The sequence below is a fragment of the Curtobacterium sp. MCJR17_043 genome, assembly GCF_003224315.2.
In the GTDB taxonomy this organism is placed as follows: domain Bacteria; phylum Actinomycetota; class Actinomycetes; order Actinomycetales; family Microbacteriaceae; genus Curtobacterium.
The window spans coordinates 1,991,522-2,017,605 of the sequence record NZ_CP126259.1 but is presented as its reverse complement, the minus strand read 5'-3'; the positions used below and the strand labels follow the sequence as shown (position 1 = coordinate 2,017,605).

26 protein-coding genes and 10 pseudogenes are annotated in these 26,084 nt (G+C 72.8%); 15 read left to right on the top strand and 21 right to left on the bottom strand.

The window, feature by feature from the left end:
• Positions 1-22 precede the first annotated feature (22 nt).
• From fliP to aztB, 11 genes and pseudogenes are all read right to left on the bottom strand, one after another.
• Entirely contained in the window at positions 23-850 is an 828-nt protein-coding gene (gene fliP, locus DEJ15_RS10465) for a flagellar type III secretion system pore protein FliP (protein ID WP_110824887.1), read from the bottom strand.
• Positions 847-1,416: a FliO/MopB family protein gene (locus tag DEJ15_RS10460; RefSeq protein ID WP_110824886.1), complete on the bottom strand. Its 570-nt coding sequence runs from the start codon at positions 1,414-1,416 to the stop codon at positions 847-849. The genes fliP and DEJ15_RS10460 overlap by 4 nt, the downstream gene beginning before the upstream one ends.
• Positions 1,417-1,421: 5 nt before the next feature.
• Positions 1,422-2,135: a flagellar motor switch protein FliN gene (gene fliN / locus DEJ15_RS10455; protein ID WP_110824885.1), complete on the bottom strand. Its 714-nt coding sequence runs from the start codon at positions 2,133-2,135 to the stop codon at positions 1,422-1,424.
• Positions 2,132-3,013: a flagellar motor switch protein FliM gene (locus tag DEJ15_RS10450; protein WP_110825195.1), complete on the bottom strand. Its 882-nt coding sequence runs from the start codon at positions 3,011-3,013 to the stop codon at positions 2,132-2,134. Before DEJ15_RS10450 ends, fliN begins: the two co-directional genes overlap by 4 nt.
• Entirely contained in the window at positions 2,949-4,826 is a 1,878-nt protein-coding gene (locus DEJ15_RS18425) for a MotA/TolQ/ExbB proton channel family protein (protein ID WP_349814692.1), read from the bottom strand. Before DEJ15_RS18425 ends, DEJ15_RS10450 begins: the two co-directional genes overlap by 65 nt.
• A 176-nt stretch (positions 4,827-5,002) precedes the next feature.
• Positions 5,003-5,116: pseudogene (locus tag DEJ15_RS10435) on the bottom strand (flagellar FlbD family protein); the annotation flags it as partial.
• 215 nt (positions 5,117-5,331) lie between these two features.
• On the bottom strand, positions 5,332-6,543 hold the full coding sequence (locus tag DEJ15_RS10430; RefSeq protein WP_110824881.1) for a hypothetical protein: 1,212 nt from the start codon (positions 6,541-6,543) through the stop codon (positions 5,332-5,334).
• Between the two features lie 26 nt (positions 6,544-6,569).
• Positions 6,570-7,142 (bottom strand): metal ABC transporter solute-binding protein, Zn/Mn family, encoded by a 573-nt coding sequence (locus DEJ15_RS10425; protein ID WP_349814691.1) that lies wholly within the window; start codon positions 7,140-7,142, stop codon positions 6,570-6,572.
• A 70-nt stretch (positions 7,143-7,212) separates the two neighbouring features.
• Positions 7,213-7,353: pseudogene (locus DEJ15_RS18420) on the bottom strand (metal ABC transporter solute-binding protein, Zn/Mn family); the annotation flags it as partial.
• Positions 7,354-7,490: 137 nt separating this feature from the next.
• Positions 7,491-8,714, bottom strand: coding sequence for a hypothetical protein (locus DEJ15_RS10420; RefSeq protein ID WP_284174961.1), 1,224 nt, complete (start codon positions 8,712-8,714; stop codon positions 7,491-7,493).
• Positions 8,639-9,439 (bottom strand): zinc ABC transporter permease AztB, encoded by an 801-nt coding sequence (gene aztB / locus DEJ15_RS10415; protein WP_349814690.1) that lies wholly within the window; start codon positions 9,437-9,439, stop codon positions 8,639-8,641. The genes DEJ15_RS10420 and aztB overlap by 76 nt, the downstream gene beginning before the upstream one ends.
• A 166-nt stretch (positions 9,440-9,605) precedes the next feature.
• Between aztB and DEJ15_RS18415 the strand changes: the two are divergent.
• Both DEJ15_RS18415 and DEJ15_RS10410 read left to right on the top strand, forming a co-directional pair.
• Positions 9,606-9,734, top strand: a pseudogene (locus DEJ15_RS18415) (ABC transporter ATP-binding protein); the annotation flags it as partial.
• 130 nt (positions 9,735-9,864) lie between these two features.
• A complete protein-coding gene (locus tag DEJ15_RS10410; protein WP_284174960.1) occupies positions 9,865-10,236 on the top strand; it encodes an ABC transporter ATP-binding protein in 372 nt (123 codons plus the stop codon).
• Here the strand turns inward: DEJ15_RS10410 and DEJ15_RS10405 are convergent.
• The 5 genes and pseudogenes from DEJ15_RS10405 to DEJ15_RS10385 all read right to left on the bottom strand — a co-directional run bounded on the left by DEJ15_RS10405 (position 10,229) and on the right by DEJ15_RS10385 (position 13,565).
• The gene (locus tag DEJ15_RS10405) at positions 10,229-10,795 is read right to left on the bottom strand and encodes a cation:proton antiporter family protein (protein WP_284174959.1); all 567 of its coding nucleotides are present in this window, start codon (positions 10,793-10,795) and stop codon (positions 10,229-10,231) included. The two genes, DEJ15_RS10410 and DEJ15_RS10405, sit on opposite strands and share 8 nt — an antisense overlap.
• A gap of 64 nt (positions 10,796-10,859) precedes the next feature.
• Positions 10,860-11,354, bottom strand: a pseudogene (locus tag DEJ15_RS10400) (cation:proton antiporter domain-containing protein); the annotation flags it as partial.
• Positions 11,355-11,394: 40 nt separating this feature from the next.
• Positions 11,395-11,892 (bottom strand): annotated as a pseudogene (locus DEJ15_RS10395) (cation:proton antiporter domain-containing protein); the annotation flags it as partial.
• Between the two features lie 514 nt (positions 11,893-12,406).
• Positions 12,407-13,105: an SDR family oxidoreductase gene (locus tag DEJ15_RS10390; protein ID WP_110825192.1), complete on the bottom strand. Its 699-nt coding sequence runs from the start codon at positions 13,103-13,105 to the stop codon at positions 12,407-12,409.
• A gap of 49 nt (positions 13,106-13,154) precedes the next feature.
• Positions 13,155-13,565, bottom strand: coding sequence for a type II toxin-antitoxin system PemK/MazF family toxin (locus DEJ15_RS10385; RefSeq protein ID WP_110824877.1), 411 nt, complete (start codon positions 13,563-13,565; stop codon positions 13,155-13,157).
• On the opposite strand from DEJ15_RS10385, the pseudogene DEJ15_RS18410 reads away from it, so the two are divergent.
• The 10 genes and pseudogenes from DEJ15_RS18410 to DEJ15_RS10340 all read left to right on the top strand — a co-directional run.
• Positions 13,534-13,920, top strand: a pseudogene (locus tag DEJ15_RS18410) (GTP-binding protein); the annotation flags it as partial. The gene DEJ15_RS10385 and the pseudogene DEJ15_RS18410 overlap by 32 nt on opposite strands.
• A gap of 121 nt (positions 13,921-14,041) precedes the next feature.
• Positions 14,042-15,277: a GTP-binding protein gene (locus DEJ15_RS10375; RefSeq protein WP_349814689.1), complete on the top strand. Its 1,236-nt coding sequence runs from the start codon at positions 14,042-14,044 to the stop codon at positions 15,275-15,277.
• A 117-nt stretch (positions 15,278-15,394) separates the two neighbouring features.
• Complete coding sequence (locus tag DEJ15_RS10370) at positions 15,395-15,943, top strand: alternate-type signal peptide domain-containing protein (RefSeq protein ID WP_110824875.1); 549 nt, start codon at positions 15,395-15,397, stop codon at positions 15,941-15,943.
• 160 nt (positions 15,944-16,103) lie between these two features.
• A pseudogene (locus tag DEJ15_RS18405) lies at positions 16,104-16,583 on the top strand (SMP-30/gluconolactonase/LRE family protein); the annotation flags it as partial.
• Positions 16,583-16,897, top strand: coding sequence for an SMP-30/gluconolactonase/LRE family protein (locus DEJ15_RS10365; RefSeq protein ID WP_284174957.1), 315 nt, complete (start codon positions 16,583-16,585; stop codon positions 16,895-16,897). The pseudogene DEJ15_RS18405 and the gene DEJ15_RS10365, both read left to right, overlap by 1 nt.
• 145 nt (positions 16,898-17,042) lie before the next feature.
• Positions 17,043-17,279, top strand: coding sequence for a hypothetical protein (locus DEJ15_RS10360; RefSeq protein ID WP_110824873.1), 237 nt, complete (start codon positions 17,043-17,045; stop codon positions 17,277-17,279).
• A 70-nt stretch (positions 17,280-17,349) separates the two neighbouring features.
• The gene (locus DEJ15_RS10355) at positions 17,350-18,159 is read left to right on the top strand and encodes a glycosyltransferase family A protein (protein ID WP_110824872.1); all 810 of its coding nucleotides are present in this window, start codon (positions 17,350-17,352) and stop codon (positions 18,157-18,159) included.
• Complete coding sequence (locus DEJ15_RS10350) at positions 18,156-19,349, top strand: cytochrome P450 (protein ID WP_110824871.1); 1,194 nt, start codon at positions 18,156-18,158, stop codon at positions 19,347-19,349. The genes DEJ15_RS10355 and DEJ15_RS10350 overlap by 4 nt, the downstream gene beginning before the upstream one ends.
• A 51-nt stretch (positions 19,350-19,400) precedes the next feature.
• Positions 19,401-19,775 (top strand): annotated as a pseudogene (locus DEJ15_RS18400) (hypothetical protein); the annotation flags it as partial.
• A 79-nt stretch (positions 19,776-19,854) separates the two neighbouring features.
• Positions 19,855-20,283 carry a hypothetical protein gene (locus tag DEJ15_RS10340; protein WP_284174955.1) on the top strand — a complete coding sequence of 143 codons (429 nt, stop codon included), beginning with the start codon at positions 19,855-19,857 and terminating at the stop codon, positions 20,281-20,283.
• A gap of 29 nt (positions 20,284-20,312) precedes the next feature.
• Here DEJ15_RS10340 and DEJ15_RS10335 read toward each other — a convergent pair whose 3' ends face one another.
• The 5 genes and pseudogenes from DEJ15_RS10335 to DEJ15_RS10315 all read right to left on the bottom strand — a co-directional run bounded on the left by DEJ15_RS10335 (position 20,313) and on the right by DEJ15_RS10315 (position 23,700).
• A complete protein-coding gene (locus tag DEJ15_RS10335; protein ID WP_110824869.1) occupies positions 20,313-20,822 on the bottom strand; it encodes a hypothetical protein in 510 nt (169 codons plus the stop codon).
• A 281-nt stretch (positions 20,823-21,103) separates the two neighbouring features.
• Positions 21,104-21,640: pseudogene (locus DEJ15_RS10330) on the bottom strand (alpha/beta hydrolase fold domain-containing protein); the annotation flags it as partial.
• Positions 21,537-22,085: an alpha/beta hydrolase family protein gene (locus DEJ15_RS10325; RefSeq protein ID WP_284174954.1), complete on the bottom strand. Its 549-nt coding sequence runs from the start codon at positions 22,083-22,085 to the stop codon at positions 21,537-21,539. The gene DEJ15_RS10325 and the pseudogene DEJ15_RS10330, both read right to left, overlap by 104 nt.
• Positions 22,078-22,488 (bottom strand): hypothetical protein, encoded by a 411-nt coding sequence (locus DEJ15_RS10320; RefSeq protein WP_284174953.1) that lies wholly within the window; start codon positions 22,486-22,488, stop codon positions 22,078-22,080. Before DEJ15_RS10320 ends, DEJ15_RS10325 begins: the two co-directional genes overlap by 8 nt.
• A 432-nt stretch (positions 22,489-22,920) precedes the next feature.
• The gene (locus DEJ15_RS10315; protein WP_284174952.1) at positions 22,921-23,700 is read right to left on the bottom strand and encodes an MFS transporter; all 780 of its coding nucleotides are present in this window, start codon (positions 23,698-23,700) and stop codon (positions 22,921-22,923) included.
• On the opposite strand from DEJ15_RS10315, the pseudogene DEJ15_RS18395 reads away from it, so the two are divergent.
• From DEJ15_RS18395 to DEJ15_RS10305, 3 genes and pseudogenes are all read left to right on the top strand, one after another.
• Positions 23,585-24,412 (top strand): annotated as a pseudogene (locus tag DEJ15_RS18395) (helix-turn-helix domain-containing protein); the annotation flags it as partial. The gene DEJ15_RS10315 and the pseudogene DEJ15_RS18395 sit on opposite strands and share 116 nt — an antisense overlap.
• A complete protein-coding gene (locus DEJ15_RS18390; protein WP_349814879.1) occupies positions 24,366-24,869 on the top strand; it encodes an MmyB family transcriptional regulator in 504 nt (167 codons plus the stop codon). The pseudogene DEJ15_RS18395 and the gene DEJ15_RS18390, both read left to right, overlap by 47 nt.
• A gap of 148 nt (positions 24,870-25,017) precedes the next feature.
• A complete protein-coding gene (locus DEJ15_RS10305) occupies positions 25,018-26,037 on the top strand; it encodes a zinc-dependent alcohol dehydrogenase family protein (RefSeq protein ID WP_110825498.1) in 1,020 nt (339 codons plus the stop codon).
• Positions 26,038-26,084 lie beyond the last annotated feature (47 nt).

Here is a 26,084-nt window from a genome sequence, read left to right as displayed (position 1 = left end):
GTGCCTCCCGGGCCGGACCGCGCTAGACAACGTGGTAGCTCTCGATGAGCGACGTGATGATGAGACCCCACCCGTCGACGAGGACGAACAGCAGGATCTTGAACGGCAGCGAGATCATCACCGGCGGGAGCATCATCATGCCCATCGACATGAGGGCCGCGGAGACGACGAGGTCGATGACGAGGAACGGGATGAAGATGACGAACCCGATGATGAACGCGCTGCGCAGCTCGGAGATGACGAACGCCGGGATGACCGTGGTCATCGGCACGTCGGCCATCCGCGCGGGGTTGTCCCGACCGGCCGCGCGGGTGATGAGGGCGACGTCCTCGTCCCGGGTCTGGTGCAGCATGAAGGTGCGCAGCGGTGCGGTCCCGGCGTCGACGGCCTGCTGGAAGTCGATCTTCCCGGCGAGGTAGGGCTGCAGGGCGTCGTCGTTCACGTGGCCGATCACCGGTGCCATCACGAAGAGGGACAGGAACAGCGCGAGTCCGGCGATCACCTGGTTCGGCGGGATCGACTGCAGGCCGAGGGCGTTCCGGGTCATCGCGAGGACGACGAAGATCTTCGTGAACGACGTCATCATGAGCAGCAGCGCCGGGGCGACGCTGAGCAACGTGATCCCGATGAGCGTGACGACGGCGGACGACGGGGTGCCGTCCGGCCCGTTCACGTCGACGCTGAAGCCACCCGTCGACGGGGTCGCGGGCGCGGACGGCGCCGCGGGGGCGGAGGGCTCGACGACGCCGGCGGCGTGCGCTCCGGTGGTCGTGAGCATGAGGAAGCCGGCGACCACCGTCAGCCCGAGGAGGACGAACAGCAGGAGCCTGCCCGTGCGGGCGGCGCTCACCCGGTCCGCCGCGAGCGGAGGACCGACGCCGCCTGGCGCCAGGTGTCCGCCGAGAGGATCGACCCCTGCAGCTGGGCCGCGGTCGGGACGACCCGCGTGTCCGCCGCACGGACCGTCCGGAGGGCACGGCGGCCGCGCGGCCGGAGCGGCAGTGGGTCGGTGACGCGTCCCTCGGCGTCGGCCGGGGCGGTCGCGACGGCCGGGAGGCCCGGTGCGGCCTGGTCCTGCCGGTCGAGTTCCGCGCCGAACGCGTCGGCCGTCGGCAGCGCGACCGGACCCGTCACGATCGTCAGCTCCGGTGCGGGCGCCTGCCCGCTCGTGAGGAGCGTCACGCCCTGCTCGGCGACGCCGAGGACGAGCCGCTCACCGTCGACGTCGACCACGACGACGCTCGCCTTGCCGCCGATCGCCTGACGGCCGACGACCTCGACCGAGGCCGATCGACGCCCGCGCGCGCGGGCGGCGCCGAACTGCCCCTTCTGCATGCGTCGGTGCAGCACCCACATGAGGGCGAGCACGACGCCGAGGGAGAGCGCGACGCGGAGCGCGATGACGAGCGTGTCCACCGGGCTCAGACCGTCTCGGCGACGTCGAGGATCTTGGTGATGCGGACCGCGTAGTCCTGGTCGACGACGACGACCTCGCCGTGGGCGATGAGGCGGCCGTTGAGCAGGACGTCGGCGGGCGCCCCGGCCGAGCGGTCGAGTTCGACGACCGCGCCGGGCTCCATGCCGAGCACGTCGCGGACGGACATCCGGGTGCGACCGATCTCGACGGTCAGGGTCATCTCGACGCTGTTGATGCGGCCGAGATTGCCGGCGGGCAGGGTCGGCGCCGCGCTGACGGTCTCGGCGACGGTGCCGTTCTCGCGGATCCGGACGGCGATCCAGCCGGCCGGCGCCCCGGCACCGCTGAGGGCGAAGACGACGGTCTCCGGGTCGGCGACGAGCGCGGCGGCGGACTCGCGGCGGCCCTCGCTGAGCACGCCGGCGCCGAGCGGTGCGACCGCGGCCTCGAGCGACGGGCGGAGCACGTCGGCCACCGAGACGAGCCCGGAGTCGACGCCACCGGCGGCGGTGATGCCGCCCAGGTCGAGCAGGACCACCGCGAGGTCCGCGGACACGCCGCCGACGAACGAGGCGACCACGGCGTCGACCGCGCGCGCCTGCAGGTCGGGGGTGGGGCCTCCCGGCTGGACGGTCGCGACGAGCGGGACGGGGGTGGGCAACGCGCTCGCGAGCGCCTCGGCGGCGGTCGTGTGCAGCGTGGAGGTGACGACGGTCATGCGGACGGCTCCGATGCGGTGGTGGTGACGACGACGCCCGCGAGCCGCGAGCCGTTCGCGCCGACGGCGGCGGTGCCGACGGGTTCACCGTCGACGGAGATGGTGAGCGGGCGGTGCTGCGGGTGCGGCAGGGGCAGGACGTCGCCGACGGCGAGGCCGAGCACCTGGGCCGGCAGCACGGTCGCGGGGGCGAAGCGCAGGGCGACGCCCACCGGCACGGCGGCGAGCTGGGCGTCGATGAGGGCCTTCGCGTCGGCCGTCGAGACGTCGGCGGGCCGGTCGACGAGCTGCGGGAGGACGGCCTCGGCCGGGAGGGCGAGGGTGCCGTCGGCGATGCGGTCGCCGACACGGATCTCGAAGGACGCGACGATCATCAGGTCGGACTTCTGCGCGGCCTGGGCGAACTGGCTGTTGAACTGGAAGGCACCGGCGGACACCGGGCGCTCGAGCAGCCCGCCGAGCGAGTAGCGGAGGTCGTCCAGCGCGTCCTCGACGAGGCGGCGGACGAGGGCCTGTTCGATCGGTGTGAAGGTGCGTTCCGGCGTCGGCAGCGGCTTCGAGGCACCGAGCGAGTGCGACACCCAGGTCAGGGCGGCGTCGAGCGGCACCTGCAGGACGCCCTTCGCGGCGACGTCCTCGATCGGCAGCAGCACCATGCCGGTGAGCGCGGGGAGCGACGCAGCGTACTCGTCGTAGGTCATCATCGCGACCTGCTCGCACGTGACCTGGCTGAGGACGCGCACCTTCGCGGTCAGCTGCGTGCCCCACTGGCGGGCGAAGGTCTCGAAGGCGAGCTCGAGGACCCGGGCGTGCTCACGCGCGAGCGTCGACGGGCGCGCGAAGTCGTACACCTCGGGCGCGGTCAGGGTCTCGGTCACGAAGCGCACTCTCGGCCACCGGCGGGCGGCCGTCAGCTCTGGCCCCTCTTCTGGGGCGACGTGGCGCTACCCGGTGCGGGCCCCGTCCTGCGCGGAGGCGAGGGCCGGCATGAGGGCGCTGACGTCCTGGTCGGCGTTCGACAGGACGACGATGTCGACGCGGCGGTTCAGGGCGAGGTCCTGCTCCCGGGTCCCCTTGGCCAGGGGGGCGGCTCGACCCGAAGCCGACGGATTGGATGCGCTCGGCCGGCATCTGACCGCGTTCGACGAGGTCCCGCAGCACCCCGGTCGCGCGGGCCGAGCTGAGCTCCCAGTTCGTGGCGTACGGGGCGGTGGAGTTCCGGCTGTCGGCGTGCCCCTCGACGCTGACGTCGTGGTCCGCACCGCGCAACACCGGCGCGATGGCGTCCATGATCTGCTTCGCCTGGTCGGAGAGGTCGGCGCTGTTCGTGCCGAAGTACGTGTCGCTGCCGACGAGCCGGACGGTGAGGCCGCGGGAGTCGAGGCGGAACTGGACGTTGGCGTCCTGCCCGGCCTTCTCGAGGTTCCCCGAGATGGCCCGCTCGATGGCCTGCAGGTCGTCGAGCTCCTCCTTCGCCGCCGCGAGGTCGGCCTTCGTCGCCGATGCCGGCACGACGGCGGCCGCTGGGTCGGCGTTCGTGTCCTCGGCACCGGACGCCGCCGTGGAGTGGTCGGCCTGTGCTTTGTCCACCGAGTAGCCCGTGCCGTCCTCGACCTCGTCCTTCGTGACGATGGTCCCCGAGGCGGTGTCGATCTTCTGCGACTCGACCTCGCCGAACCCGGTGGCGAGCGACTCCTTGAGGGCCATGTACTTGTCCTGGTCCACGGAGGACATCGCGAACAGCACGAGGAACATGCACATGAGCACCGTGATCATGTCCATGTACGAGGCCATCCAGCGCTCGTCGGGGTGCTCGGCTTCGTCGTGGCCGCCCTTCTTCCGGCCGCGTCCGCGACCGCGGGGGTTCGCGCTCACGGTCAGGCCGCCAGCTGCTGGTCGTCGGCGTCGGACTTGTTCTTCCCGCCCTTGCCCGATGCGCCACGGGCGCTCGGCGGCACCATCGCGGTGAGGCGCTCCCCCGAGGAGCCGAGGCTGGCTGCCGGCCTGCACGGCGAGGAGGCCCTCCATGAGGAGCGTCTGCCGGTCGGACTCGAGCTGCGCGAGCTTGCGGAGCTTGCCGCCGAAGGGCAGCCAGAGGAAGTTCGCGGTGAGCAGGCCCCAGAGCGTGGCGACGAACGCACTCGCGATGAGCGGCCCGAGCTCGTCCGGCTTGCCGAGGTTCGCGAGGACGTGGGTGAGCGAGACGACGGTGCCGATGATGCCGACCGTCGGGGCGAAGCCGCCGAGGCCCATGAAGAACGCGCTCGCGCTCCGCATCGGCGCCGCGTTCGACTCGATCTCGTCCTCGAGCAGGATCCGGAGCTCGTCGCCGTCCGTGCCGTCGGCGATGTTCTGCAGGGCCTTCTTCATGAACGGGTCGTCGTGCTTGTCGGCCTCCTGCTCGAGGGCGAGCAGGCCGTTCGCGCGGGCCGTCTCGGCGAGCCCGACGACGTCGTCGATGACGGTCTGCGGCGGCGTCACCTTGCCCGTGAACGCCTTGGGCACGGTCTTGAAGGCGGCGAGGGCGTCCTTGAGGGTCGTGCTCGCGACGCCGCAGCCGATGGTGGCGACGAACACGAGGAGCATCGGTGCGGGCAGGAAGAGCCCCGCCATCTCGACGTGCTCCATCTGCGCCATGCCAAACAGGGCGCCGAAGGCCAGGAGGATCCCGATGATGGTCGCGATGTCCATCTCAGCGCCCCCCCGTCCTGCGAGCGGAGGGTCGCCACGGGGGCGAGCGTGGGCTGCGGCCCGGTGGTGGTCAGGTCCCGCGCCGACGGCAGGTCCGTCCCGTAGGCCATGCTGACGATCCGGGCGCGGTACGCGGCGATCCGCTCGATGACCTCGGCCAGGGACTCGCGGACGATGTACTTCGCCCCGTCGACCATGATGAGCGTCGTGTCCGGCGTCTCCTGGATGCGCTCCACGAGATCGGGGTTGACAGCGAATCCGCTGCCGTTGAGTCGTGTGACGACGATCATGGCCCGTCCTGGTTCTCGATCGACCCGCCGCCGTCCGTGGGGCAGGTGTTCGACCGCCCGTCCGTGGGTGGTCAGTGCGCACTATCGGCTCCCGGCGCGTCCCCGTAAGTGCGGACGAAGCCGAGGCGCGTTCGCCCGGGGCGACCGGACGACGGACGGGAGGCTCGTCACCGGCTGGTGGCGAGCCTCCCGTCCGTCGGGTCGCGGCGGACCGGTCAGACGACCGCGATCTCGTTCGGGACGCCCGGCAGGCGGTCGCTGGTGGCGATGACGTCACCGCTGGTGAGGTCGACCGCCGTGACGGTGCGCTCGGCCGGGTCGGTGACGTACGCGACGTCGTCGACGACCTTCAGCGCCGGGTGGGCGTCCTGCCACTCGGCGGGGCCCTCCCACTCGTCGATGACGGGGAAGCTGTCGAGCTCCTCGCCGGTCTCCTCGTCGAACACGTGCAGGGCGCCGTCGCTGCCGAGCGCCACCGCGGAGTCCTCCGGCCCGCGGGCCAGGTCACGGAAGGTGAAGCCGACGCCGTCCGGCATGTCGGCGACACGGTAGTCGCCCGTCGCGGCGTCGATCAGGGCGATCTGGTCGAGGAGGTAGCCCTCGGAGTCGGGGTCGTCGTTGAAGTCGCCGACCGCGATGCTCGACGACTCGGTCGTGAACAGGTTCCCGCTGCGGCCGTACTCGGTCGGGGCGTCGACCTTCTCGAACACGCCGTCCCGGTACACGAGCGCGCCGTCCGAGCAACCGAAGACGGCGACCTCGTCGGCCACCGTGCCCTCGCCGTGCACGTCGGGGCACTCCTCGGAGCGGGCGGTCTCCTGACCGTCGGCGTCGAGGGCACGGACGCCGGAGCGCGACTCCTCGGTGCCGATGGTGGTGAGGAGGGTGCCGTCCTCGAGCTCGATCGCGACGCCGTGGTGTGCGGCCTCCGACTCGGTCGTGTCGACCTCCGGCAGTCCGCCGCCCTCGACGGCGCTCGCCAGGTCGGCGGTGTCGAACGTCGTGACGTCGCCGGAACCGTCCGCGAAGAGCGCGGTGCGGTCGCCGTGGACGACGACGTGCCCACCGGTGTCGGCGGGGAACGTGACGTCGGTCAGGGCGGAGTCCGCGCTGGTGCCGGCCGCGGTGTCGAGCACGCGGAAGCCGTCGGGGACGGTCACCATCACGTGGCGGTCGTCGCCGGCCGGGTTGACGCGGGTGAAGCCGTCGACGGTGTGGTCACCGACGACCTGCAGGTCGCGGTCGAGGACGAGCAGGCCGCCGTCGTAGGTGAGGGCGATGCGGTGGCCGGTGTCGGCGCCCGCTGCGTCCGGACCGGGCGACGCGCTGTCGCTGGCGGCGGGGGTCCCGGAGCCGGCGCACCCGGTCAGGAGGAGGGCGGACGCGCCGAGCAGCACGGCCGGGGCGAGGAGGGTCTTCTTCGTCATGACCAACACTGTATTGATTCTCATTCTCATCCGCCAACCGACAGGCCGTCGACGATGGCGTCGGTGTTCGAGCGCATCATCTCCAGGTACGACGCCGCGCCCTCACCCTCGGCGGTGAGGGACTCGGTGGCGAGGGACCGGATCGCGACGTGCACGTCCACCTCGTCCGCGAGCACCTCGGCGAGACGGGCGGGCTGGGACGCGTCGACGAAGATCGTCGGCACGTCGGCGTCCTCGATCGCCGCGGCGAGGTCGCGGAGATCCGCGGCGCTCGGCGAGGCGAGGGTGGTGCCGCTCGGGATCACGGCCCCGACCACGCGGAAGCCGAACCGGTCGGCGAGGTACCCGAACACGTGGTGGTTCGTCACGAGGGCACGGCGGTCCTCCGGCAGCGCGGCGAACGCGGCGGTCATGTCCCCGTCGAGCGCCTCGAGGTCGTCCCGGTAGCCCTCGAGTGCCCTGTCGAGCGCGCCGTCGTCCAGCCCGGGGACCTCGTGGAGCTCCTCGCCGAGCGCGTCCACGACGGCGGTCATGCGGGCCGGGTCGGTCCAGAAGTGCGGATCGGGGCCGCTGGCGTCCTCGCTCGTCCACTCGAGCACGTCGACCGCCTCCCCCCGCCGTGAACACCCGGACCCCGTCGGACGCGGCTGCCGCGACGTGGCGTGCGACGCCCTCCTCGAGCCCGAGGCCGTTCTCCACGACCAGGTCCGCGGTCCGCAGCCGGGCGGCCTCCTGCGCCGAGACCTCGAACGAGTGCGGGTCGGAACCGCGTGGCATGAGCACCATGACGTCGGCACTGTCCCCGACCACACGCTCGACGACGTCGCCGAGGATGTTCGTCGTGACCGCGACGAGTGGTCGGTCGTCACGCTCCGCCGCGGAGCAGCCGGTCGTGCCGAGCGCCACGACCGCGACGGCAGCCACGACCGCGAGCCGCCGGACGCCGGTCACCGGCCGACCTCGGCGAGCACGTCGGGCCGGACCGGCACGTCGATGGAGCGGGCGACCCGGGCGTCGTCGGCGAAGTCGACCTCGTGCACGACGGACTCCTCCGGGTCGGAGAGGTAGGCGCGCTGCGCGTCGAGCTGCAGGGTCGCACCGGCAGCGGACGACACGAGGGGCTCGGTCGTCACGGGAGCGGAGTCCCCCCTCGGACCACACGAGGACCCGTCCGTCCGCATCGAGCGCGACCACGTGCTCGTCGGTGTCGTCGACCGCGACGACCTGGCGCAGGGGGGCGGTCGGTCGGGACGTGCTGCCAGGAGCGCTCCCGGGTGTCGAGCAACCAGTAGCCGGTGTCCCCGGCGAGGGCGGCCACGGTCGGCCGACCGGTGCGGTTCGCGAAGTCGGTCGCGCGCGGCAGCGTCGATCCGGCAGGGACGCCGACCGTCTCGACGACCGGGTCGCCGCCGTCCGGGTCCTCGGTGACGAGCACCGCGCCGTCCGCGCACCCGATGACCGCGCCGACACGGGTGACGATGCCGCCGGCCGGGTCGCCGCATGCGGCGTCGACGCCGGTCGGCTCCCCCCGCGGCGTCGAGCACCCGGACGCGGTCGCCAGCGGCGTCACCGGAGACGAGGAGCGTGCCGAGCGGCAGGAGGACGCCGGCGTCGTCGACCCTCGCGGTCTCCCGCACCTCGCCCTGGCCGAGGGCGTCGCGGTCGAGGGCGACCGCCCGGCCGGACGCCGACCAGGCGAGGGTCGTGGTCGACTCCGAGGAGGCGATCGTGACCGACCCTGCGCCGTCGAGGCTGCCGACGACCCGGGCCGCGGCGTCGTAGTAGTGCGTGTGGTCGCCGTGGTCGACGGTCCAGGCGCCGCCGTCGACGATCGTCGTCCGCTCCCCGTCGCTCGTGGCGAGGAACCGGCCGTCGGTCGCCGCGTGCTCCGGAGCCGGGACGTCGTCGAGCGACTCGGTCTCGGCGGCGAGCAGGTCGTGGACGGCGACGCTCCCGTCGGCGTCGGCGAGCAGCAGCCGGAGCTGGGGCTCGGACGCCTCGGACGCGCCCTCGACGAACCCGTGCGGCTTCGCCGAGGTGGACGACGGTCCACCGGAGGCGCCGGGCGGGTCGGTGTCCGGTGCGGAGCAGGAGCTCAGGAGGAGCGCGGCAGCGACGCCGAGCGCTGCCGGGACGGCGATCGGGGCTGGTCGGGTGCGGAGGTGGTGCATGGTTCCTTCCGGGGACGGTGGACGAGGAGACGGGTCGCACGGCGGAGACCGTGCGAGACGACGACGGCGACGATCGCGACGAGGGCGATGCTCGCGCCGGCGGCGGTGCCGGCGTGCCAGGAGACGAGCAGGCCGGTCGCGACCGCGGCCACCCCGAGCACCGCGCCGAGCGCCATGGTCGGGCCGGTGCCGCGGGTCCACGCACGGGCGGCCGCGGCGGGGGCCAGGAGCAGCCCGACGACCAGCAGCGTCCCGACGGCCCGGTAGGAGGCGACGACGGCGAGGGTCACGAGCGCCACGAGGACGACCTCGGCCAGGCGCGGCCGCAAGCCGAGCGTCGCGGCCTTGCGCGGGTCGAACGCCGCGGCCGTGAAGGGTCGGTGGAACACCGCGGCGACGGCGAGGGCGGCACCGGCTGCGACCGCGAGCGTGCCGAGGTCGGCGGTGGTGACCGCGAGCACGTCGCCGAACAGGATCGCGGTGACGTCGGTGGCGAAGGACCGGGACCCGGACACGATGATGACCCCGAGCGCGAGCATGCCGACGAAGAGCAGGCCGATCGCCGTGTCGTACGACAGGCCGCCACGGCGACGGAGCGCCTGCACGCCGACGACCATCACGCCGGCACTCACGGCGGCGCCGAGCACGGCCGGGACGCCGGTCAGGGTGGCGACCGCGACGCCGGGCAGCATGCCGTGCGCGAGCGCCTCGCCGAGGAACGCCATCCCCCCCGGACGAGCACCCAGGTCCCGACGACGGCACAGAGCACCGCGGCCGTGGCTCCGGCGACGAGGGCACGGAGCATGAAGTCGACGGAGAACGGGTCGGTCAGCCAGGTCACGGGCGACCACGCTACATGGGAATGATTCTCCTTACTGCTAATCTGCTCAGGTGTCGCCCCGATCCGTTCAGCTCCGTTCCGTGACCGTCCGACGAGGTGAGCGGGCGGTCCTGCACCGAGCCGACGCGGTCTTCGAGCCCGGCGCCGTGACGGTCGTCGCGGGCGCGAACGGCTCCGGCAAGTCCACCCTGCTCGAGACGGTCGCCGGGGTGCTCCCCACGGCCGAGGGCACCGTCAGCGGCGTGTCGCCGCGCTCGGTCGCGCACGTCGCGCAGTCGGTGTCGACCCCGGGCCCGCCGCTCACCGTGCGTGCCGCCGTGGCGATGGGCCGGTGGGCATCCGTGCCGTGGTGGCGCCCCCCTGCGGCCCCGCGACCGCGCGGTCGTCGACGAGCAACTGGCGCGCCTCGACCTCGTCGGGCTGGCCGACCGCCCGCTCGACACACTGTCCGGTGGGCAGCGCCAGCGCGCACTCGTCGCGATGGGACTCGCGCAGCAGGCCGCGGTGCTGCTCGTCGACGAACCGACCGCCGGCGTCGACGCGCGCTCGCTCCGGCTGGTCCTCGACGCCCTCGCCGCCGAAGCCGGCCGGGGTGCGGTCGTCGTGCACGCGGCCCACGACCCCGAGGCGCTCACCGCAGCCGACCGGGTGCTCACCCTCGAGCGCGGCACCCTCACCTGATGCGAGCGACCGCGCAGTCACCGGACAGTCCGCGTGGCCGGTCGGTCGCGCTGGTCGAGCCGGTCAGCCGCGCTGGTCCAGGCGGAGCAGCCGGGTCTCCTCGGCGTCGTACTCGGCACGGACCTGTCGGAGCACGAGGTCGTCGATCTCCCCCCTCGTCCCGTAGCCGCAGCACCGTGGCCGCCTTGAGTCGCACGAGCGCCAGTTCGAGCTCCACCGCCGTCCCGCGCTGCTGCAGCAACGGGTGGTCGTCGTCGTCGCTCTCCTCGGCCTTCACGAGCGCGAGGTGGCCCTCGTAGTCTTCGCGGATCCTGTCGACGATCTCGGCGTCGGCGCCGACGCGGCGCGCCAGCTTCGGCAGGGCGTCGAGCGCCGCCTCGATCGCGACGCGCTCCGCGGACCGACGCTCCTCGACCACCTCGTTGCTGCCGTCGAACGCCGCCCAGCGGACGACCGCCGGCAGCACGAGCGACTGGCCGACGATCGTCACCACGACGACGCCGGCGGTGACGAAGACGATGAGGTCCCGGTCCGGGAACGCGGCGCCGCTCTCCACCATCCGGGGGGACGGCGACCGCAGCCGCGAGCGAGACCGCGCCGCGGAACCCGGTCAGCCCGCTCACCAACCGGTCGCGGTGTCCTTCGCGGGGCGAGCCTCCCGTTCGGAGCGTCACGAGCCGCACCGTGCCCCAGGTGAGGTTGAGGAACGCGAAGCGGAGCACGACGACGGCCACCGACACGGCGCCGATCAGCCCGAGGCCGACCGCGATCTCGCCGCCCGTCAGGGCCCGGACCGAGATCGTCGCCTCGATGCCGACGAGCACGAAGAGCGCGCCGTTCAGCAGGAACGTGGCGAACGACCAGAACGACCGCACCTGCTGCCGGGTCTCCGCCCGGTCGAGCTTCGGAGCGACCTGACTGACGACCAGGCCCGCCACGACGACCGCCAGCACACCGGACGCGTGCACCGCCTCGGCGACCAGGAACGCGGCGAACGGCACGAGCAGCGTCAGCAGGTTCTCGAGCACGACCGCGTGCACCCGACGGAGGACGAGCATCCCGAGCCACGAGGTCAGCAGCCCCGCGGCGATCCCGCCGACGTAGGACAGCAGGAGCATCCCGGACACGTTCCAGAAGGTGAGCTCCTGCTCCCCCCGCCGTCACCGCGACCGCGATGCCGTAGATCACGAGCGTGGTGCCGTCGTTGACGAGCGACTCGGCCCGGAGGACCGTCGTGTTCCGCCGCGGCAGGGACCGCGTGAGCGCACCGACGGCGGTCGCGTCGGTCGGGGCGACCGCGGCACCGAGCACCCAGGCCGGACCCCACGGCATGCCGAGCAGGTGCAGGAGCGTCGCGACCCCGCCGGCCGTCAGCACGACGAGGAGGGTCCCCATCAGGACGATGCCGCGCAGGTTCGCACGGATCTCCCGGAGCGAGATCGTCAGACTCTCCCAGTACAGCAGTGCCGGCAGGAACAGCAGCAGCACGGCGTCCGCGGGCAGCTCGACCTCGCGGAACACCGGGATGAACGCGATCCCCGCACCGAAGGCGAGCAGCAGGACCGGGGGCGCGACACGCAGGCGGTTCGAGACGGCGGTGGCGACGGCGATCGCGACCACGAGCACGACGACGAGTTCGGGTGCGATGAGTTCCATGAGGAGCACAGCTTGCCAGGGCGGTGGTGTGCGCGCTCACGCCTGGTCCACGCAGCGAACCGCGCCCCAGAGCAGCGGCGCGGAGCAACGGCGCGGAGCAGCGGCGCGGAGCAGCGGCGCGGAGCAACGGCGCGGAGCAGCGGCGCGGCCACAGCGCGTCCGGAGCGGCTCAGCGCCCCCCGCTCGGCCCGCTTCGTGAGGACCAGGAACGTCACGTGGCCGAGCAGGGCGATCCCGAAGAACACGAGCGCGACCGCGTAGACCCGGTCGAGCCTCCCGTCGCCGGTCAGGAGCAGCACGATGCACCCGACCACCGCAGCGGTGAGGACCCCGACCTGCACCATCGACCACGTCGTCCGCCAGCGCGGCTGCTGTCCCTGTCCGTCCACGTCCCCATCCTCCCGCATCGACGGACGGGAGGCGCTGCACACGTCGTGCGCCGGGCCTCCCGTCCACCTCGGGCCACGTCCGGCCCGGGCCGCGTCCGGCCCCGGGCGGTGCCGCCCGCGGCCGGTCAGCCGAGCTGGTCGGTCAGCAGCGTCGGGTCGGCCGCGAGGGACGCCTTGACCATGCGGCTCCAGTCGTCGACGAGGACCTCGGCCGAGCCGGCCTGCACACCGTCCAGCGACGCGCGGGCGACGTCGGCCGGATCGGTCATGTGGCCGTCGTAGCCGGCCATCATGTCGGTGTCCGCGGCGCCGAGGTGGAGGCCCTGCACCGTCACGCCGCGACTCGCGAGCTCCAGGCGGACGGCGTTCGTCATGTTCCACTCGGCGGCCTTCGCGACGGAGTAGCCGCCCGCGCCGGGGGCGGCGAACCAGGACAGCGCCGACAGGACGTTGACGATCGCACCGCCGCCGTTCCGCTCGATCACGGGGGCGAACGCACGCACCACCTCGAGGGTGCCCCACAGGTGCGTGTCCACCGCGCGGCGGGCGTCGGCGAGGTCGTCGGTGAGGAGCGATCCGGAGGAGGAGATGCCCGCGTTGTTCACCAGCAGCGTGACGTCGGGCGCTGCGACTGCTGCCGCCGCGACCGACGCGGGGTCGGTGATGTCGAGGGGCAGGACCGTCACGCCGGGGACGTCCACGAGTTCGGGACGGCGTGCGGTCGCGTAGACCTTCGTGGCGCCGCGCTCCATGAGCTGCTCGACGAAGCGGCGTCCGATGCCGCGGTTCGAGCCGGTGACGAGCGCGACCGGATCACGGCCCAGCTCGCCGAGCTGACGGCGGCGCGGGACCGCCTCGACGAGGTCATCGACATCAGCGAGCACCCGACACCCGAGCACTGTCCGGCGCTCCGGACGGAGCCGTCGACGGTCGGTGCGGCGGCGGCCTGACGGGCGTTCCGCTGCCGGTGGGCAGTCCGCCGCCGGGCCGGTGGTCCGGCTCGACCGGTGACGGCGTGCTGCTGCAGATCCCGGTGACGAGCCGGGCCCCTGCACCGACCTCGCGGAGCAGGTAGGTCGGCAGACGGCCCGCCGGGTACGGGTCGAGGTACTCGCGGCTCACCGGACCGATCTGGGACACGACCGCCACCGAGTCCTTCTCCGACCCGGACGTCTCACGTGGGACGAACACGTTGCCGCGGAACGCCTCCAGGGCGGTGTCGGACGTGAGCGGCACCACGAGGACGGTCGCGATGTCGCTCGCCAGGAGCCAGTCCTGCTGCAACCGGTCATACCGGCGCCCGTCCGGCGACGGCTACCCCCCGTCGTTCGTCTGGTGTCGGGTGCAGTCGGTATCGTCGTCGGGTGCAGATGCCGGAACACCCAGAGGACACCGTCGGACGACGCCACGGCCGGGTCTCGGCATGACGGCGGAGGCCACGGTCATCGAGCGGGAAGCGGAGCGCCGCCGCACGGTCGCCGTCATCGCCCACCCGGACGCCGGCAAGTCGACCCTGACCGAGTCGCTGACCCTCGCCGCTGACGCCATCGACGAAGCCGGTGCGGTCAAGGGGAAGGCGACCCGCCGAGCGACCGTCTCCGACTGGATGGAGATCGAGCGCAGTCGCGGGATCTCCATCAGCTCCGCCGTCGTGCAGCTCGACGCGGGCGGCACGCTCATCAACGTCGTCGACACCCCCCGGTCACGCCGACTTCTCCGAGGACACCTACCGCGCACTGGCCGCCGTCGACTGTGCCGTCATGCTCATCGACGCCGCCAAGGGCATGGAAGCGCAGACGATCCGCCTGTTCGAGGTCTGCCGCACGCGGGACATCCCGGTCATCGCGGTCGTCAACAAGTGGGACCGGCCCGGACGCGAGGCGCTCGACCTGCTCGACGAACTCGAGGAGCGCACCGGTCGGACCCCGACGCCCGTGACCTGGCCCGTCGGCGAGGCCGGGCACCTGCAGGGCCTCGTCGACACCGCGACGGGGACGCTGACGACCTTCGAGTCGAGCGGCGGCGGGCATCTGCCGGTCACGACCGAGCGGTCGGCGGACGAGGCGGCCGAGCTGCTCGGTGCCGCCTGGCGGACCGCCGTCGAGGAGGTCGAGCTCACCCGTGAGGTCCGCGGCCTGCCCGACCAGGGCGACTTCCACGACCGGATGAGCATGCCGGTGTTCTTCGGCGTCGCCACCAAGCACGTCGGCACCGTCGACCTGCTGCGCTTCCTCCGCGACGCCGCACCCGCCGCCCTGCCCCGCCGGACCTCGGACGGTGCCGCCCGCCCGGTGACCGAACCGTTCGCCGCGCAGGTGTTCAAGGTGCAGGCGAACATGGACCCCGCCCACCACGACCAGGTCGCCTTCGTCCGGATCTGCTCCGGGCGGTTCGACCGCGGCATGATGCTGACGCACGCCCAGTCCGGTCGGCGGTTCAACACGAAGCACGCGCTGAGCGTGTTCGGACGCGAGCGCGACACCGTCGACCTCGCCTGGCCCGGCGACGTCGTCGGCCTGGTCAACGCGACGATGCTGCACCCCGGGGACACGCTCTTCAGCGAGGAACCGGTCGAGTTCGAGCCGCTCCCCCGCTTCGCACCCGAGATGTTCGCGACGGTCGCCCCTACCGACCCGAGCACGGCGAAGAAGTTCCGGAAGGGCATGCAGCAGCTCGCCGGGGAGGGCGTGGTCCAGCTGCTGCACTCCGAGCGCCGGACCGCGCAGGCGCCGATGGTCGGTGTCATCGGGTCCCTGCAGCTCGAGGTCCTCACCTCACGCCTGATGGCCGAGTTCGGCACCGCCGTCCGGGTCGAGCCACTGCCGTGGACGATGGTCCGCACCGTCACGGACGCGGACTTCGCGATCCTCGAGAAGCGGCGCGACCTCGAGATCGTCACCACCGACCGCGACCGGTACGGGCTGTTCCGCGACCAGTGGCACCTCAACTCGGTGATGCGCGAGCTGTCGGGTCTGGAGCTGCCGGCTCCCGTCTGACCAGCGGTGCGCGTGCCCCTCGATCTGGGGCCGCACGAAGCGGAGGGCGTCCCGTGTCCGCACTTCTGGGGACCGGTACGGTCGGGGCATCCACCGACCCGACCCGAACGGGCTCCCATGCACAAGATCGTCACCGGTGTCGTCGCCAGCGCCAGCGGCCTCACTCTCCTCCTCGGCGGCGCGGGCACCTTCGCGCTCTGGAACGCCGAGGCCTCCACCCGTCCGGCGACGGTCTCCTCGGGCACGCTCGCGCTGTCCGCGAACCCGGACGGCGTGTGGACGGACATCACGAACGGTCGGTCGGACGTGGTCGACATCACGACGGTGCGGATGGTCCCCGGCAACGCGTACCAGTTCCACCAGACGCTGGACGTGACGGCGACCGGCGACGACCTGACGGCGGACCTGACCTGGGTGCCGCAGAGCATCACGGGCGACGCGGAACTCATCGCCGCGTCGACGCAGTCCCTGTCGCTCGCCTCCACCAGCTCGAGCCTCGCGCCCGCGGGCCGCACCTCATGGACCGTGACACCGACGGACGGCACCTCGGTCCTCGACGTCACCTTCACGATCGGGCTGTCGTCGGACGTCACGACGGGCAAGGGGCAGTCCATCGACCTCAGTGGCATCGCGTTCACGCTCACCCAGAAGCCGATCGGGCCCTGAGCCCGGTCGTCCGGCACACGTCTTCCCCGTGCGCGGACGCCGGGCTGGGTGGCAGGCTGGCGGTGTGCACACCACCCTGCAGTCCGCGACCGACGTCGTCACCGGTATCCGCTTCCCCGAGGGGAACCGCTGGTACCGCGGGCGGCTCTGGTACTCCGACATGCACACGGGCGAGGTCTTCTCGATCGACCCCGGCACGGAGGACGGGCCGCGTCTGGAGACCACCGTGGACGGCCAGTCGTCCGGGCTCGGGTGGTTGCCCGACGGACGGCTCGTCGTCAGCGCGATGGAGTCCCGCACGGTCGTGGCGGTGGACGCCGTGGGGACGACGAGCGTCTTCGCGGACCTGTCCGCCACCGAGCCGTCGCTCCTGAACGACCTGGTCGTCGACCCGGAGAGCGGCCGCACGTACATCGGCGCGTTCGGGTACGACCTGTACGGCGGCGAGGAGCTGCGCCCCGGCCCGCTGTACGTGATCGACCGGAACGGCTCCTCCCGGCTCGCCGCGGACGGACTGGTGTTCCCGAACAGTGCGAACGTGCTGCCCGGGACGCGGACCCTGGTGGTCAGCGAGACCTGGGGCGGCCGTCTGACCGCGTTCGACATCGAGCTGGACGGCAGCCTGACGGGACGACGCGAGTGGGCGGCGTTGCCGGAGGGAGTCACACCGGACGGGAGCACGGTGGACAGCGAGGGGGGGCGATCTGGGTCTGCTCGGTCGACACGGGCGAGTTCCTGCGCGTCGTCGAGGGCGGCGAGGTCACGGACCGCATCGACGCCCCCGGCCTCTGCGCGATCGACTGCGCGCTCGGCGGACCCGAGGGCCGGACGCTGTACCTCGCCACCGCGGACAGCTACGACCCGGCCACCACCGCGCAGACACGCGCGGGTCGGATCAGTGCCGTGCAGGTCGCCGTCCCCGGGCCGCCGACCGTCGCGCCGGACGGCGCCTGACCGGCAGTCCCCCCGGGACGGCAGTCCCCGGGACGGCAGTCCCCCCGGGACGATCCGACACACTCCCAGGAGACCGTTCCCAGCAGCGGTCCCCGGGCCGCTAGGTTGTCCCTACCGGACATCGTCCGGGAAGGGGGGGAACACCGTGATCGTCGTCCTGACACTCACCGCCGTGGCCGTGCTCATCGTGTCCGCACTCGTCGTCCTCGAGCTGCAGGACCGCCGCCGACGTCGGGCCCTCGGGCACCTGGGACGTCCGGACCGGGCCATCGGGGACCGCGCGGTCGCCGACATGGACGCAGCACGGTCGACCGCCGAGGGCATCTCGAGGGCAGCGCACCCCGGGACCTCCGGTGCCGCAGGGATGTCCTCCGTCGCCTGACGAGCCGTCCGCGCACGACCCCGCCTCGGCGGCACCGCGCGCACGAGTTCCGTCAGTCCGGAGAGCGACCATGTCCCGTCCCGTCCCGTCCGACACACCCGAGACGAGCGCCGGCATCCGTCTCGGTGTCATCGTCCCCGCCTGGAACGAGGCGCGCCTCGTCCCCGGTCTGCTCGACGCGCTCCGCGACCAGGTCGACCCGGACTTCACCGTCGTCGTCTGCGACAACGGGTCGACCGACGGCACGGAGCGGATCGTCGCCGACCACGTCCGTCGGCACGACCTGTCCTGGCAGGTCGTCGTCGAGCGGCAGAAGGGCACCGGTGCCGCATCGGACACCGCCGCCCGCGTCGCGATCGCCGCCGGGTGCACGCACCTCGTCCGGACGGATGCGGACTGCCTCCCGGCACCGGACTGGACCGCCACCGTCAAGCGCCTGTTCGCCGAGACGGACCACCTGTTCTTCGGCGGCCTGACGCTGCCACGGCGCGACGACCTCCCGGTCGGGCCGCTCCGCTACCGGTTCCTGTGCGTCGTCAACGAGGTCGCGATCTGGTGTGGGCGCCTCCTGCCGGAGAACCGCGGCAGGCAGTACCAGGGCCCCTACGTGATGGTCGCCGGGAACAACCTCGCCATCACCAGCGAGCTGTACGAGCGCGTCGGCGGGTTCCCGCGGACCGCCATCGAGGACACGCACGAGGACCGTGACCTCACCAACGCCGTCCGGCGGGTGACGGACCGGTACGGCCTGCACCGCGAGATGGTCGTCACGATGTCCGTCCGCCGGATCGCCGTGTGGGGCATCGTCCGGTCGCTCGCCTGGTACGCCGGCCACCGGTACCGCCCGCGGTCCACGAGCACGGTGGACGTCCGACCGTGACCGGCATCGACGCGCGTGCCGCGCGACGAGCCACGCGGGAGGACCGCCGCGTCGTCCTGCACGCCCACCGTGCCGGCTACCTGGCGCTCCGCGGGATCACCCGGCTCGGCCGGGTCGTGCGGGTCCCCGGTCTCGGGGTCGTCGTGAGCGACGCGGCGCGGATGCGACAGATCCTCCTCGACCCGGTCACCTACTCGAAGGTCGGGCCGGGAGGCTCGGACCGGCTCTGGACGCCCATCATCGGTCCGAGGGGCCTGCTCAACATGGACGGGGAGGAGCACGCGCACCTGCGCCGGAAGCTCACCCCCCTGTTCTCGCAGCGGTTCCTCCGCAGCATCGTCGACGAGGTGCTCACCCCGGAGATGGACCGGTTCGAGGACGCGATGGGCCGACGCGAGGACGTCGACGTCGTGGCCGTCATCGAACGCGCGGCCGCGCTCATCATCTGTCGCTTGACCGGGTACCCGGAGGACGACGCCGCGGCGCAGCTCGCCCGGGCCCGGGAGATCCTCGGCTTCGTCACCCTGACGACGAAGGAGTTCTCGGACGCGCAACTCGCGGTGGTCCACGAGAAGCTCGCCGTCCTCAACGCGAGCACCCGCGCCGCCTACCGAGCGGCCGCTCCCGGGACGGTCCCCGCGCTCATGCGCGCCGAGGGGATCACCGAGGAGGACACCGTGTCGGTCGTCACCGCGATGATCGTGGCCGGGACCGAGACGATCGTCAGCTTCGTCCCGCGCTTCACGAACCTGCTCATCGAGTCCGGCCACCTCGACCACCTGGCCCGACACCCCGAGGACGTCCCCGCGGCCGTCGCGGAGGCGATGCGCGTCACCGTGCCCTCACCCGTCATGATCCGCAGCGTGCTCCGCGACCACCGCGTCGACGGCGTCCGTGTCCGTGCCGGGGAGCGGATCATCCTCGCGAACATCTTCGCCTGTGCCCGGGCCGGCGACTTCGACCCCTCCCGCCCCGTGCCGAAGGAGATGCGGCAGCTGTGGTTCGGCGCCGGAGCGCACTTCTGCATCGGGATGCCGCTCGCCGCGCTCGAGGCGGAGGTGTTCGCGGCGGCGCTCGCCCGTGCGGCCGCGGCGGTCGGTCCGCTCCGGGTCCGGTCACGGGTGCGGAAGCAGCGCACGATGGCCGCCTCCTACAGCCGGCTCGTCGTCCGTGCGGAGCGCACGCCGTGACGAGCACCGTCGCCGTCACCGGCGGGAGCGGGTTCGTCGGGGGGCCGGGTCATCTCGGCCCTGAAGCGGGAGGGGCACCACGTCATCGACCTCGGGCGCCGTCCCGGTCGGGGCGGCGCCGACGAGCACGTCCACGTCGACCTCGCCGCCGGTCGCGCCCGGGTGCCGCGGCTCGGGGACGTGCCGCTCGTCCACTGCGCAGCGGAGGTCCGGGACGGGTTCGACCGGGGCATGTTCGACCGGAACTCCCGGATCATGGAATCCGCGCTCGCCCTCACGACGGGCGGGGTCGTCCACGTCAGCTCGTCCTCGGTGTACAACCTCGCTCGCCCGTCCGTCCGCGCCCAGCCGGCCGAGGCGACGGGCCGCTACCGCTGGTACGGCACCTACGGTGAGTCGAAGTTCGCGAACGAAGGGCAGCTCGTGGCGGCCCGCCGCGCGTCGGCGGTCATCCTCCGCCCGCACGCCGTCTACGGTTCCGGCGACGCCACGCTGCTCCCCCCGCGTGCTGCGTGCGTCGCGGTACGGGGTGCTGCCGCTCCCGCTCGGCGGACGCGCGCCCCACGCGCTCACCTGGGTCGACAACCTCGCCGCCGCCGTCCTCGCCGCACTGCGTGCCGACGTCGACGGCACGCACGCGGTGAACGTGACGGACGACGACCCGGTCCCCATCGGGGACGCGTTCCGGGCCGTCGTCGGCCGGCCGCTGCGGGTCGTGCACGTGCCGATGCGCACCGCTCGGCACGTCGCCGCGGTCGCCCGGGGCCGGTCGGGCATCTCCCCCGTACTCGGTCCGGCAGCTCGGTCTCGAGCGCACCTACGACGTGGGCGGGACGGAGGAACTCCTCGGGTGGGCGCCCGAGCCCGGGACCCTCGCACGGCTCGCGGCCCTGCGCCCGAGCTGAGCAGGTCCGGGCGGGCCACGTCGTGCTGACCGGCCCGGTCGAGCGCACGACGATCAGGTCAGGTCAGGGCGACCTGCGCGTGCACGAGGACGTCGTGCAGGTCCGGGCGGAGCGCCTCCTGCGAGGACGTCCGCACCTTCACGATGAGCGCCGCTCCGGGCTTCGCGAACGCGCGCGCCACCGTCGCGGACCACGACCCGTCGCTGCCCTGCCCCGCGATCGACAGGAACTGAGCCGTGCCACCGGTCATCGTCGGCAGGAGCTGTTCCTCGAGCTGCTCGGCCGGCAGGCCCGCCGCGGTGAACATCTGCACCGTGGCCGCCCGGTCGCCCATGGCCGGGTCGAGGTCGGTGATGCGCTGCTGCGTGATCGTGGCGACCGAACCGTCCGCGTTCGTGTACTCCCGCGACCCGGCGGTCGGGTCCTCGCCGGTCTGCTCCCACCCGTCGAGTCCCGAGACCTCGAGGCTGAACGCGGGCAGGGTGCTGGCGGAGAGGCCGGCGCCGTCCTCGAAGGTCAGGTCGGTGGGCGGTGCCGCCTCCGCCGTCGGTGTGCGCGTCGGCGACACCGGTGTCGGTGTCGTCGACGCCGGAGTCGTCGGGGCGGACCGCTCGGCCCGCGGCGCTGTGCCCCCCGTTCCCGGCACAGCCGGACAGTGCGACGGCGACGAGCACGGCGGCCGCTGCTGCGGTGGTGATCCTGGACGTGACGGACATGTGGTTCCCCCCTTGCCTCCCGCCGTGCGCCCCGTGCACCGGCGGATCCACCACCGAGCCTACGGGTCCCGGGCGGAGACGGCCCGGGACCGTCCTCCCCCCGACGAGGGGGGGCGCGCCCGCCCGGGTCCCGTCAGGCGGTGGTCCCCAGGAGGCGTCCGGTCCACTCCCGCAGGGCACGGACGGCTCGCTGCGACAGGACCGCCTCCGGCACCATGCTCGTCGACCCGTGGAACGCTCCCGGCCACACGTGCAACTCCGCCGGTACGCCCGCCGCCCAGAGTGTGCTCGCGTAGGCCACGGTCTCGTCCCGGAACACCTCGGCGCTGCCGCAGTCGACGTACGCCGGCGGCAGCCCGGTGAGGTCGGTCGCGCGGCCGGGGGCGGCGGAGACGGACACGTCGTCGCCACCGCGTCGGTCGCCGAGGTACGCGTCCCAGCCGAACCCGGTCATCTCCCGGTCGGCGACACCCACGCCGTCGAACTGGTGTGCCGACACGGTGGCGTCCCGGTCGTCGAGCATCGGACTGACGAGCACCTGCCCGATCACGCCCGGCCCCTGCCGGTCACGAGCGAGGATCGCGGTGCCGGCGGCGAGCCCGGCGCCGGCGCTCTGTCCGACGAGGACGATGCGCTCCGCGTCGATGCCGAGGTCGTCGGCGTGCTCGGCGGTCCAGACGAGGCCGGCGTAGCAGTCCTCGACCGGGTAGGGGTCGGGGTGCTCGGGGGGCGAGACGGTAGTCGGGGCTGACGAGGACGACGTCGTGCACGAGCAGCCATTCGTTGTAGGAGTCGAGGTTGCCGAGGTGGTGGCCGAACACCATGCCGCCGCCGTGGATCGCGTAGGCGCACGCGGCTGGTCCGGTCCGGCCGATCCGTTGGACGACGGCGAGGGCGATCGGCTCGCCGAGGTGTCCGGGGACCGTGATGCTGCGCCGTTCGAGGCCGCGGGCGCGCAGTCCCTCGTCGAGCTGCGCCTCCGTCATGTCGAGCTGTCGCATCTGCGGCAGCATCGCGGTGGTGAGGTGGAACCGGCCGCGTTCGTCCATGGCCGTCAGGAACGGGACGAACTCGGGGTCGAACGGCGGGCGGGGCAGGGCGGTGGTCTCAGGCACGGGTGGTCTCCTCGGTCTGGGTGGTCGAACGGGTCGGGGCGGTCGGGGCGGTCTGGGCGGACGGGGCGGACGGGGCGGTCGGGGCGGTCTGGGCGGACGGGGCGGTCTGGGCGGACGGGGCGGTCTGGGCGGACGGGGCGGTCTGGGCGGACGGGGCGGTGCCGTCGTCTGGAGTGTCCACGCCGCCGGCGTCCTCCGGTCGGTCGCCGATCCGTGTCCGGAGCATCCCGACGACGACGAGCAGGGCGGCGACGGCGGCGAGCCCGAGCCCTGCGACGGCGAGGCCGTCCTGGAACGCGCCCGAGCGTACGGCCGTCCACCCGGACGTGGTGATGCTCCCGGTGACGAAGGCGGCGACGACGGTCCCCGCCACGGCGACCGCGGCGCCCCCCGGCGAGTTCACTCGAGGTGTCGACGAGAGCGGCACCGACCGAGGTGCGGTCCGCAGGCAGACCCGAGAGCACCGAAGCGCCGGCGACGACGCCGACGACCCGCATACCGGCGGCGACGAGCACGAGCGCGATGAGCACCCACACGTAGCCGAGGCGGCTCAGGGCGCCGAAGACGGCGAGGCCCGACACGACCGCGGCTGCGCTCGTCCACGCAGCCCGGCCGAGGCCGACCCGGTGGACGATCGGCCCGACGAACCTGCCGCCGGCCAGCAGGACGACGACCTGCGGCAGGGTCCCCAGCGCAGCCAGTGCCGGCGGCCACCCCCAGGCGAACTGCAGCTGCAGCGTCACGAGGTACGACAACCCGGCCACGGCGAGTCCTGACGCGGCCTTGAACGCGAGACCGCTGGACACCAGCGGTCGGGCGAGCAGGTGCAGGTCGATCAGCGGGTGCGGCGCCGTCCGTTCGCGGACGACGAAGCCCGCCGCTGCCACCGCGGCCAGGGCGAGGGTGGTCCACCCCCCACGGGGAGGTGCTCCCCCGGGTGGACGAGGAGGGTGGGCGTCACGAGCGCTGCCGTCACGGTGGCGGTACCCAGCAGCCCGCCGATGACGTCGACCGGGTCGCGCCGGAGGGCTGACGCTTCGTCACGGGCGACCCCGAGTCGGATGCCGACGAGGGCGAGCAGCGCGATCGGCACGTCGGCCAGCAGCAGCACCTGCCACGGGGCGACGGCGAGGACGAACCCGCCCACCGTCGGGCCGACGGCCAGTCCGACGAGCCCCGCGGTCGAGATGACGGTGAGCGCCCGCACGCGGAGCCCCTCGTCGTCGAAGAGCCGGAACGCCAACGCCATCGACCCGGGGGTGGTCATCGCCGCGGCGATGCCCATCACGACCCGCACGGCGATGAGCTGCCCGGTCGTCGTGACCGCTGCGGTGGCGAAGCTCGCCACCGCGAGCAGGACGAGGCCGGACAGCATCACCCGGCGACGGCCGACACGGTCGGCCACGGCGCCGAAGAGCAGCATGAGCCCGCCGAACGCCACCGAGTAGGCGCCCGACACCCACTGCAAGCCCGTCGTCGACGACCTCAGGTCGCGGCCGATGCTCGGCAGGGCGACGTTGAGCACGGAGTTGTCGAGCATCTCGAACAGGAACACCGACGAGAGACCCGCCAGGGCAACCCAGGCATCGGAGAGACGAGAGGGGCTGGGCGACACGGGGCACACTCCTTCGCGAGAAGAAGTGGCGACTCGTTCGATGCCGCGTGCTGGTGCGCCACACAGAGCAGCGCCTTTTACCTCAGTGATCGTGACCCTACACGGACGGAACGTCGGAGCGCCAGCCGGAGATGATCCACGTTGCCGCCCGCGACGAGTGCAGCGCAGAGCGCCGGGTCTGGTGGCGGATGGACGGCGGCGTGCCCTGCGATGGCACTGGCATGGTCCCGTACAGGGGCCGCGACGTGTACCGGCAGGGTGTGCCTGCCCGGTTGCCGATCGCCTATCGTGCTTCGACATGGACGACCACGCTGACGCTGCACAGTTCCTCTCCTCGCGCCGGGCCCGCATCAGCCCGGAGCAGGCCGGCATCCAGGTGTCCGGTGTGCGTCGCGTCCAGGGTCTCCGACGCGGTGAGGTCGCGACCATCGCCGGGGTCAGCCCTGAGTACTACGCCAAACTCGAGCGCGGTGCACTCGCCGGCGTCTCCGCGTCGGTGCTCGACGCCCTGGCTCGTGCGTTGCAGTTGGACGACGCCGAGCGTGCGCACCTGTTCCACCTCGCTCAGGCCGCCGACGGCACCGCCGCCGCCATGCGGCCTCGGCGGCGTCCCGCGAAGCAGTGGAAGCCACGCCCGGCGCTGCAGTGGGTGCTCGACAGCATCACTGCCCCGGCCATCATCCGGAACGGTCGCATGGACTTGCTCGCAGCGAACCACTTGGGTCAGGCCATGCACGCCGCCCTCTACGACGCCTACCCGGGGGGAGACGCCGAACTTCGTCCGCTACACCTTCCTGCACGACGACAGCCATGGCTTCTACCCGAACTGGGACGTCGCCGCGGACACCGCCGTCGCGATCCTGCGGACGGAGGCCGGTCGCGACCCGCACGACAAGGCGTTGCAGGACCTCGTCGGGGAGCTCTCCACGCGGAGTGCCGATTTCCGGCAGCGGTGGGGCCGCCAAGACGTACGCCTCCACGGCGCGGGCAGCAAGCTGTTCCACCACGCCGTCGTCGGGGACCTCGACCTCGCGTACGAGAGCGTCGACATGCTCTCCGATCCCGGCCTGTCGATGACCATCTACGCAGCCGAACCCGGGTCCCCGACCGCGCACGCCCTCGAGCTGCTCGCGTCGTGGACCGCGGCCTCGGCGACGCGCACCGATTGATCCTTCCCGTCCCCGATCCGTCCTCGGCGGTGTGGGGTCCTCTCTCCGTACACCCCACACCAGGAACTCCCTCTTCTGCGCAGCCACCGCTTGAGTGGAGGACATGGCACCCCGCCCGGTGCCGTGTCCCCGAACAAGGAGCAGTCCCATGCGTGGAGTGGTCATGAACGCGCCCGGCGACGTCACCGTCGAAGAGCGCGAAGACCCGACGATCGTCGAGCCCACCGACGCCGTCATCCGGCTGGCAGCGACGTGCATCTGTGGTTCCGACCTGTGGCCGTACCGAGGCGCTGAGCCAGTGGACCACTGGCCGATGGGCCACGAATACGTCGGCGTGGTCGAGGAGATCGGTGCCGACATCACGACCGTGCAGCCCGGCGACTTCGTCGTCGGGTCGTTCTGGGCCTCCGACAACACGTGCGAGATCTGTCAGGCCCGGTACCAGTCCTTCTGCACGCACCGGGTCCTGATGGGTACGATCGGCACGCAGTCCACGAAGGCACGCATTCCGCTCGCCGACGGCACCCTGGTGAAGACGCCCGGGCTGCCCGACGCTGACCTGATCCCGTCGCTGATGGCTGCGTCGGACGTGCTCGGCACCGGTTGGTTCGCCGCCGTCGCCGCCGAGGTCGGCCCCGGCAAGACCGTCGCGATCGTCGGCGACGGCGCGGTCGGACTCTGCGCGGTGATCGCGGCGAAGCAGCTGGGCACTGACCGGATCATCGTCTCCAGCCGTCACGCGCACCGGCAGGCGCTGGCCCGCGACTTCGGCGCCACCGACGTGCTCGAGGAGCGCGGCGACGACTTCATCGCCATGGTGAAGGAACTGACCGACGGACTCGGCGCGCACAGCACGGTCGAAGCCGTCGGCACGCAGGGCGCCATGGACCAGGCCATCGGCGCCACCCGCCCCGGTGGGCACCTCGGCTTCGTCGGCGTCTCCCACGACCTGACCATCACGGGCGACACCTTGTTCGGGTGCGGTGTGAGCATCCACGGTGGCCCCGCGCCGGTGCGCCGCTTCCTGCCTGAGCTGATCCAGCTCATCTGGGACCGGGAGATCGATCCGGGCAAGGTCTTCGACCTCACCCTCCCGCTCGACCAGGCCGCCGAGGGCTACAAGGCCATGGACGAGCGTCGCGCCACGAAGGTGCTCCTCACCCTCTGACCGGCCACCAGCATCCCGAAGGAATCATCATGGAACACAGATCAGTG

What these genes read in the sequence shown, in the direction of transcription:
- fliN (WP_110824885.1), bottom strand. Translation starts at nt 2,135, where the DNA reads ATGACCGTCGTCACCTCCACGCTGCACACGACCGCCGCCGAGGCGCTC.
- DEJ15_RS18425 (WP_349814692.1), bottom strand. Translation starts at nt 4,826, where the DNA reads ATGGACATCGCGACCATCATCGGGATCCTCCTGGCCTTCGGCGCCCTG.
- DEJ15_RS10430 (WP_110824881.1), bottom strand. Translation starts at nt 6,543, where the DNA reads ATGACGAAGAAGACCCTCCTCGCCCCGGCCGTGCTGCTCGGCGCGTCC.
- DEJ15_RS10420 (WP_284174961.1), bottom strand. Translation starts at nt 8,714, where the DNA reads ATGCACCACCTCCGCACCCGACCAGCCCCGATCGCCGTCCCGGCAGCG.
- aztB (WP_349814690.1), bottom strand. Translation starts at nt 9,439, where the DNA reads ATGGCGTTCCTCGGCGAGGCGCTCGCGCACGGCATGCTGCCCGGCGTC.
- DEJ15_RS10405 (WP_284174959.1), bottom strand. Translation starts at nt 10,795, where the DNA reads ATGGTGGAGAGCGGCGCCGCGTTCCCGGACCGGGACCTCATCGTCTTC.
- DEJ15_RS10375 (WP_349814689.1), top strand. Translation starts at nt 14,042, where the DNA reads ATGCTCATCGACGCCGCCAAGGGCATGGAAGCGCAGACGATCCGCCTG.
- DEJ15_RS10370 (WP_110824875.1), top strand. Translation starts at nt 15,395, where the DNA reads ATGCACAAGATCGTCACCGGTGTCGTCGCCAGCGCCAGCGGCCTCACT.
- DEJ15_RS10355 (WP_110824872.1), top strand. Translation starts at nt 17,350, where the DNA reads ATGTCCCGTCCCGTCCCGTCCGACACACCCGAGACGAGCGCCGGCATC.
- DEJ15_RS10305 (WP_110825498.1), top strand. Translation starts at nt 25,018, where the DNA reads ATGCGTGGAGTGGTCATGAACGCGCCCGGCGACGTCACCGTCGAAGAG.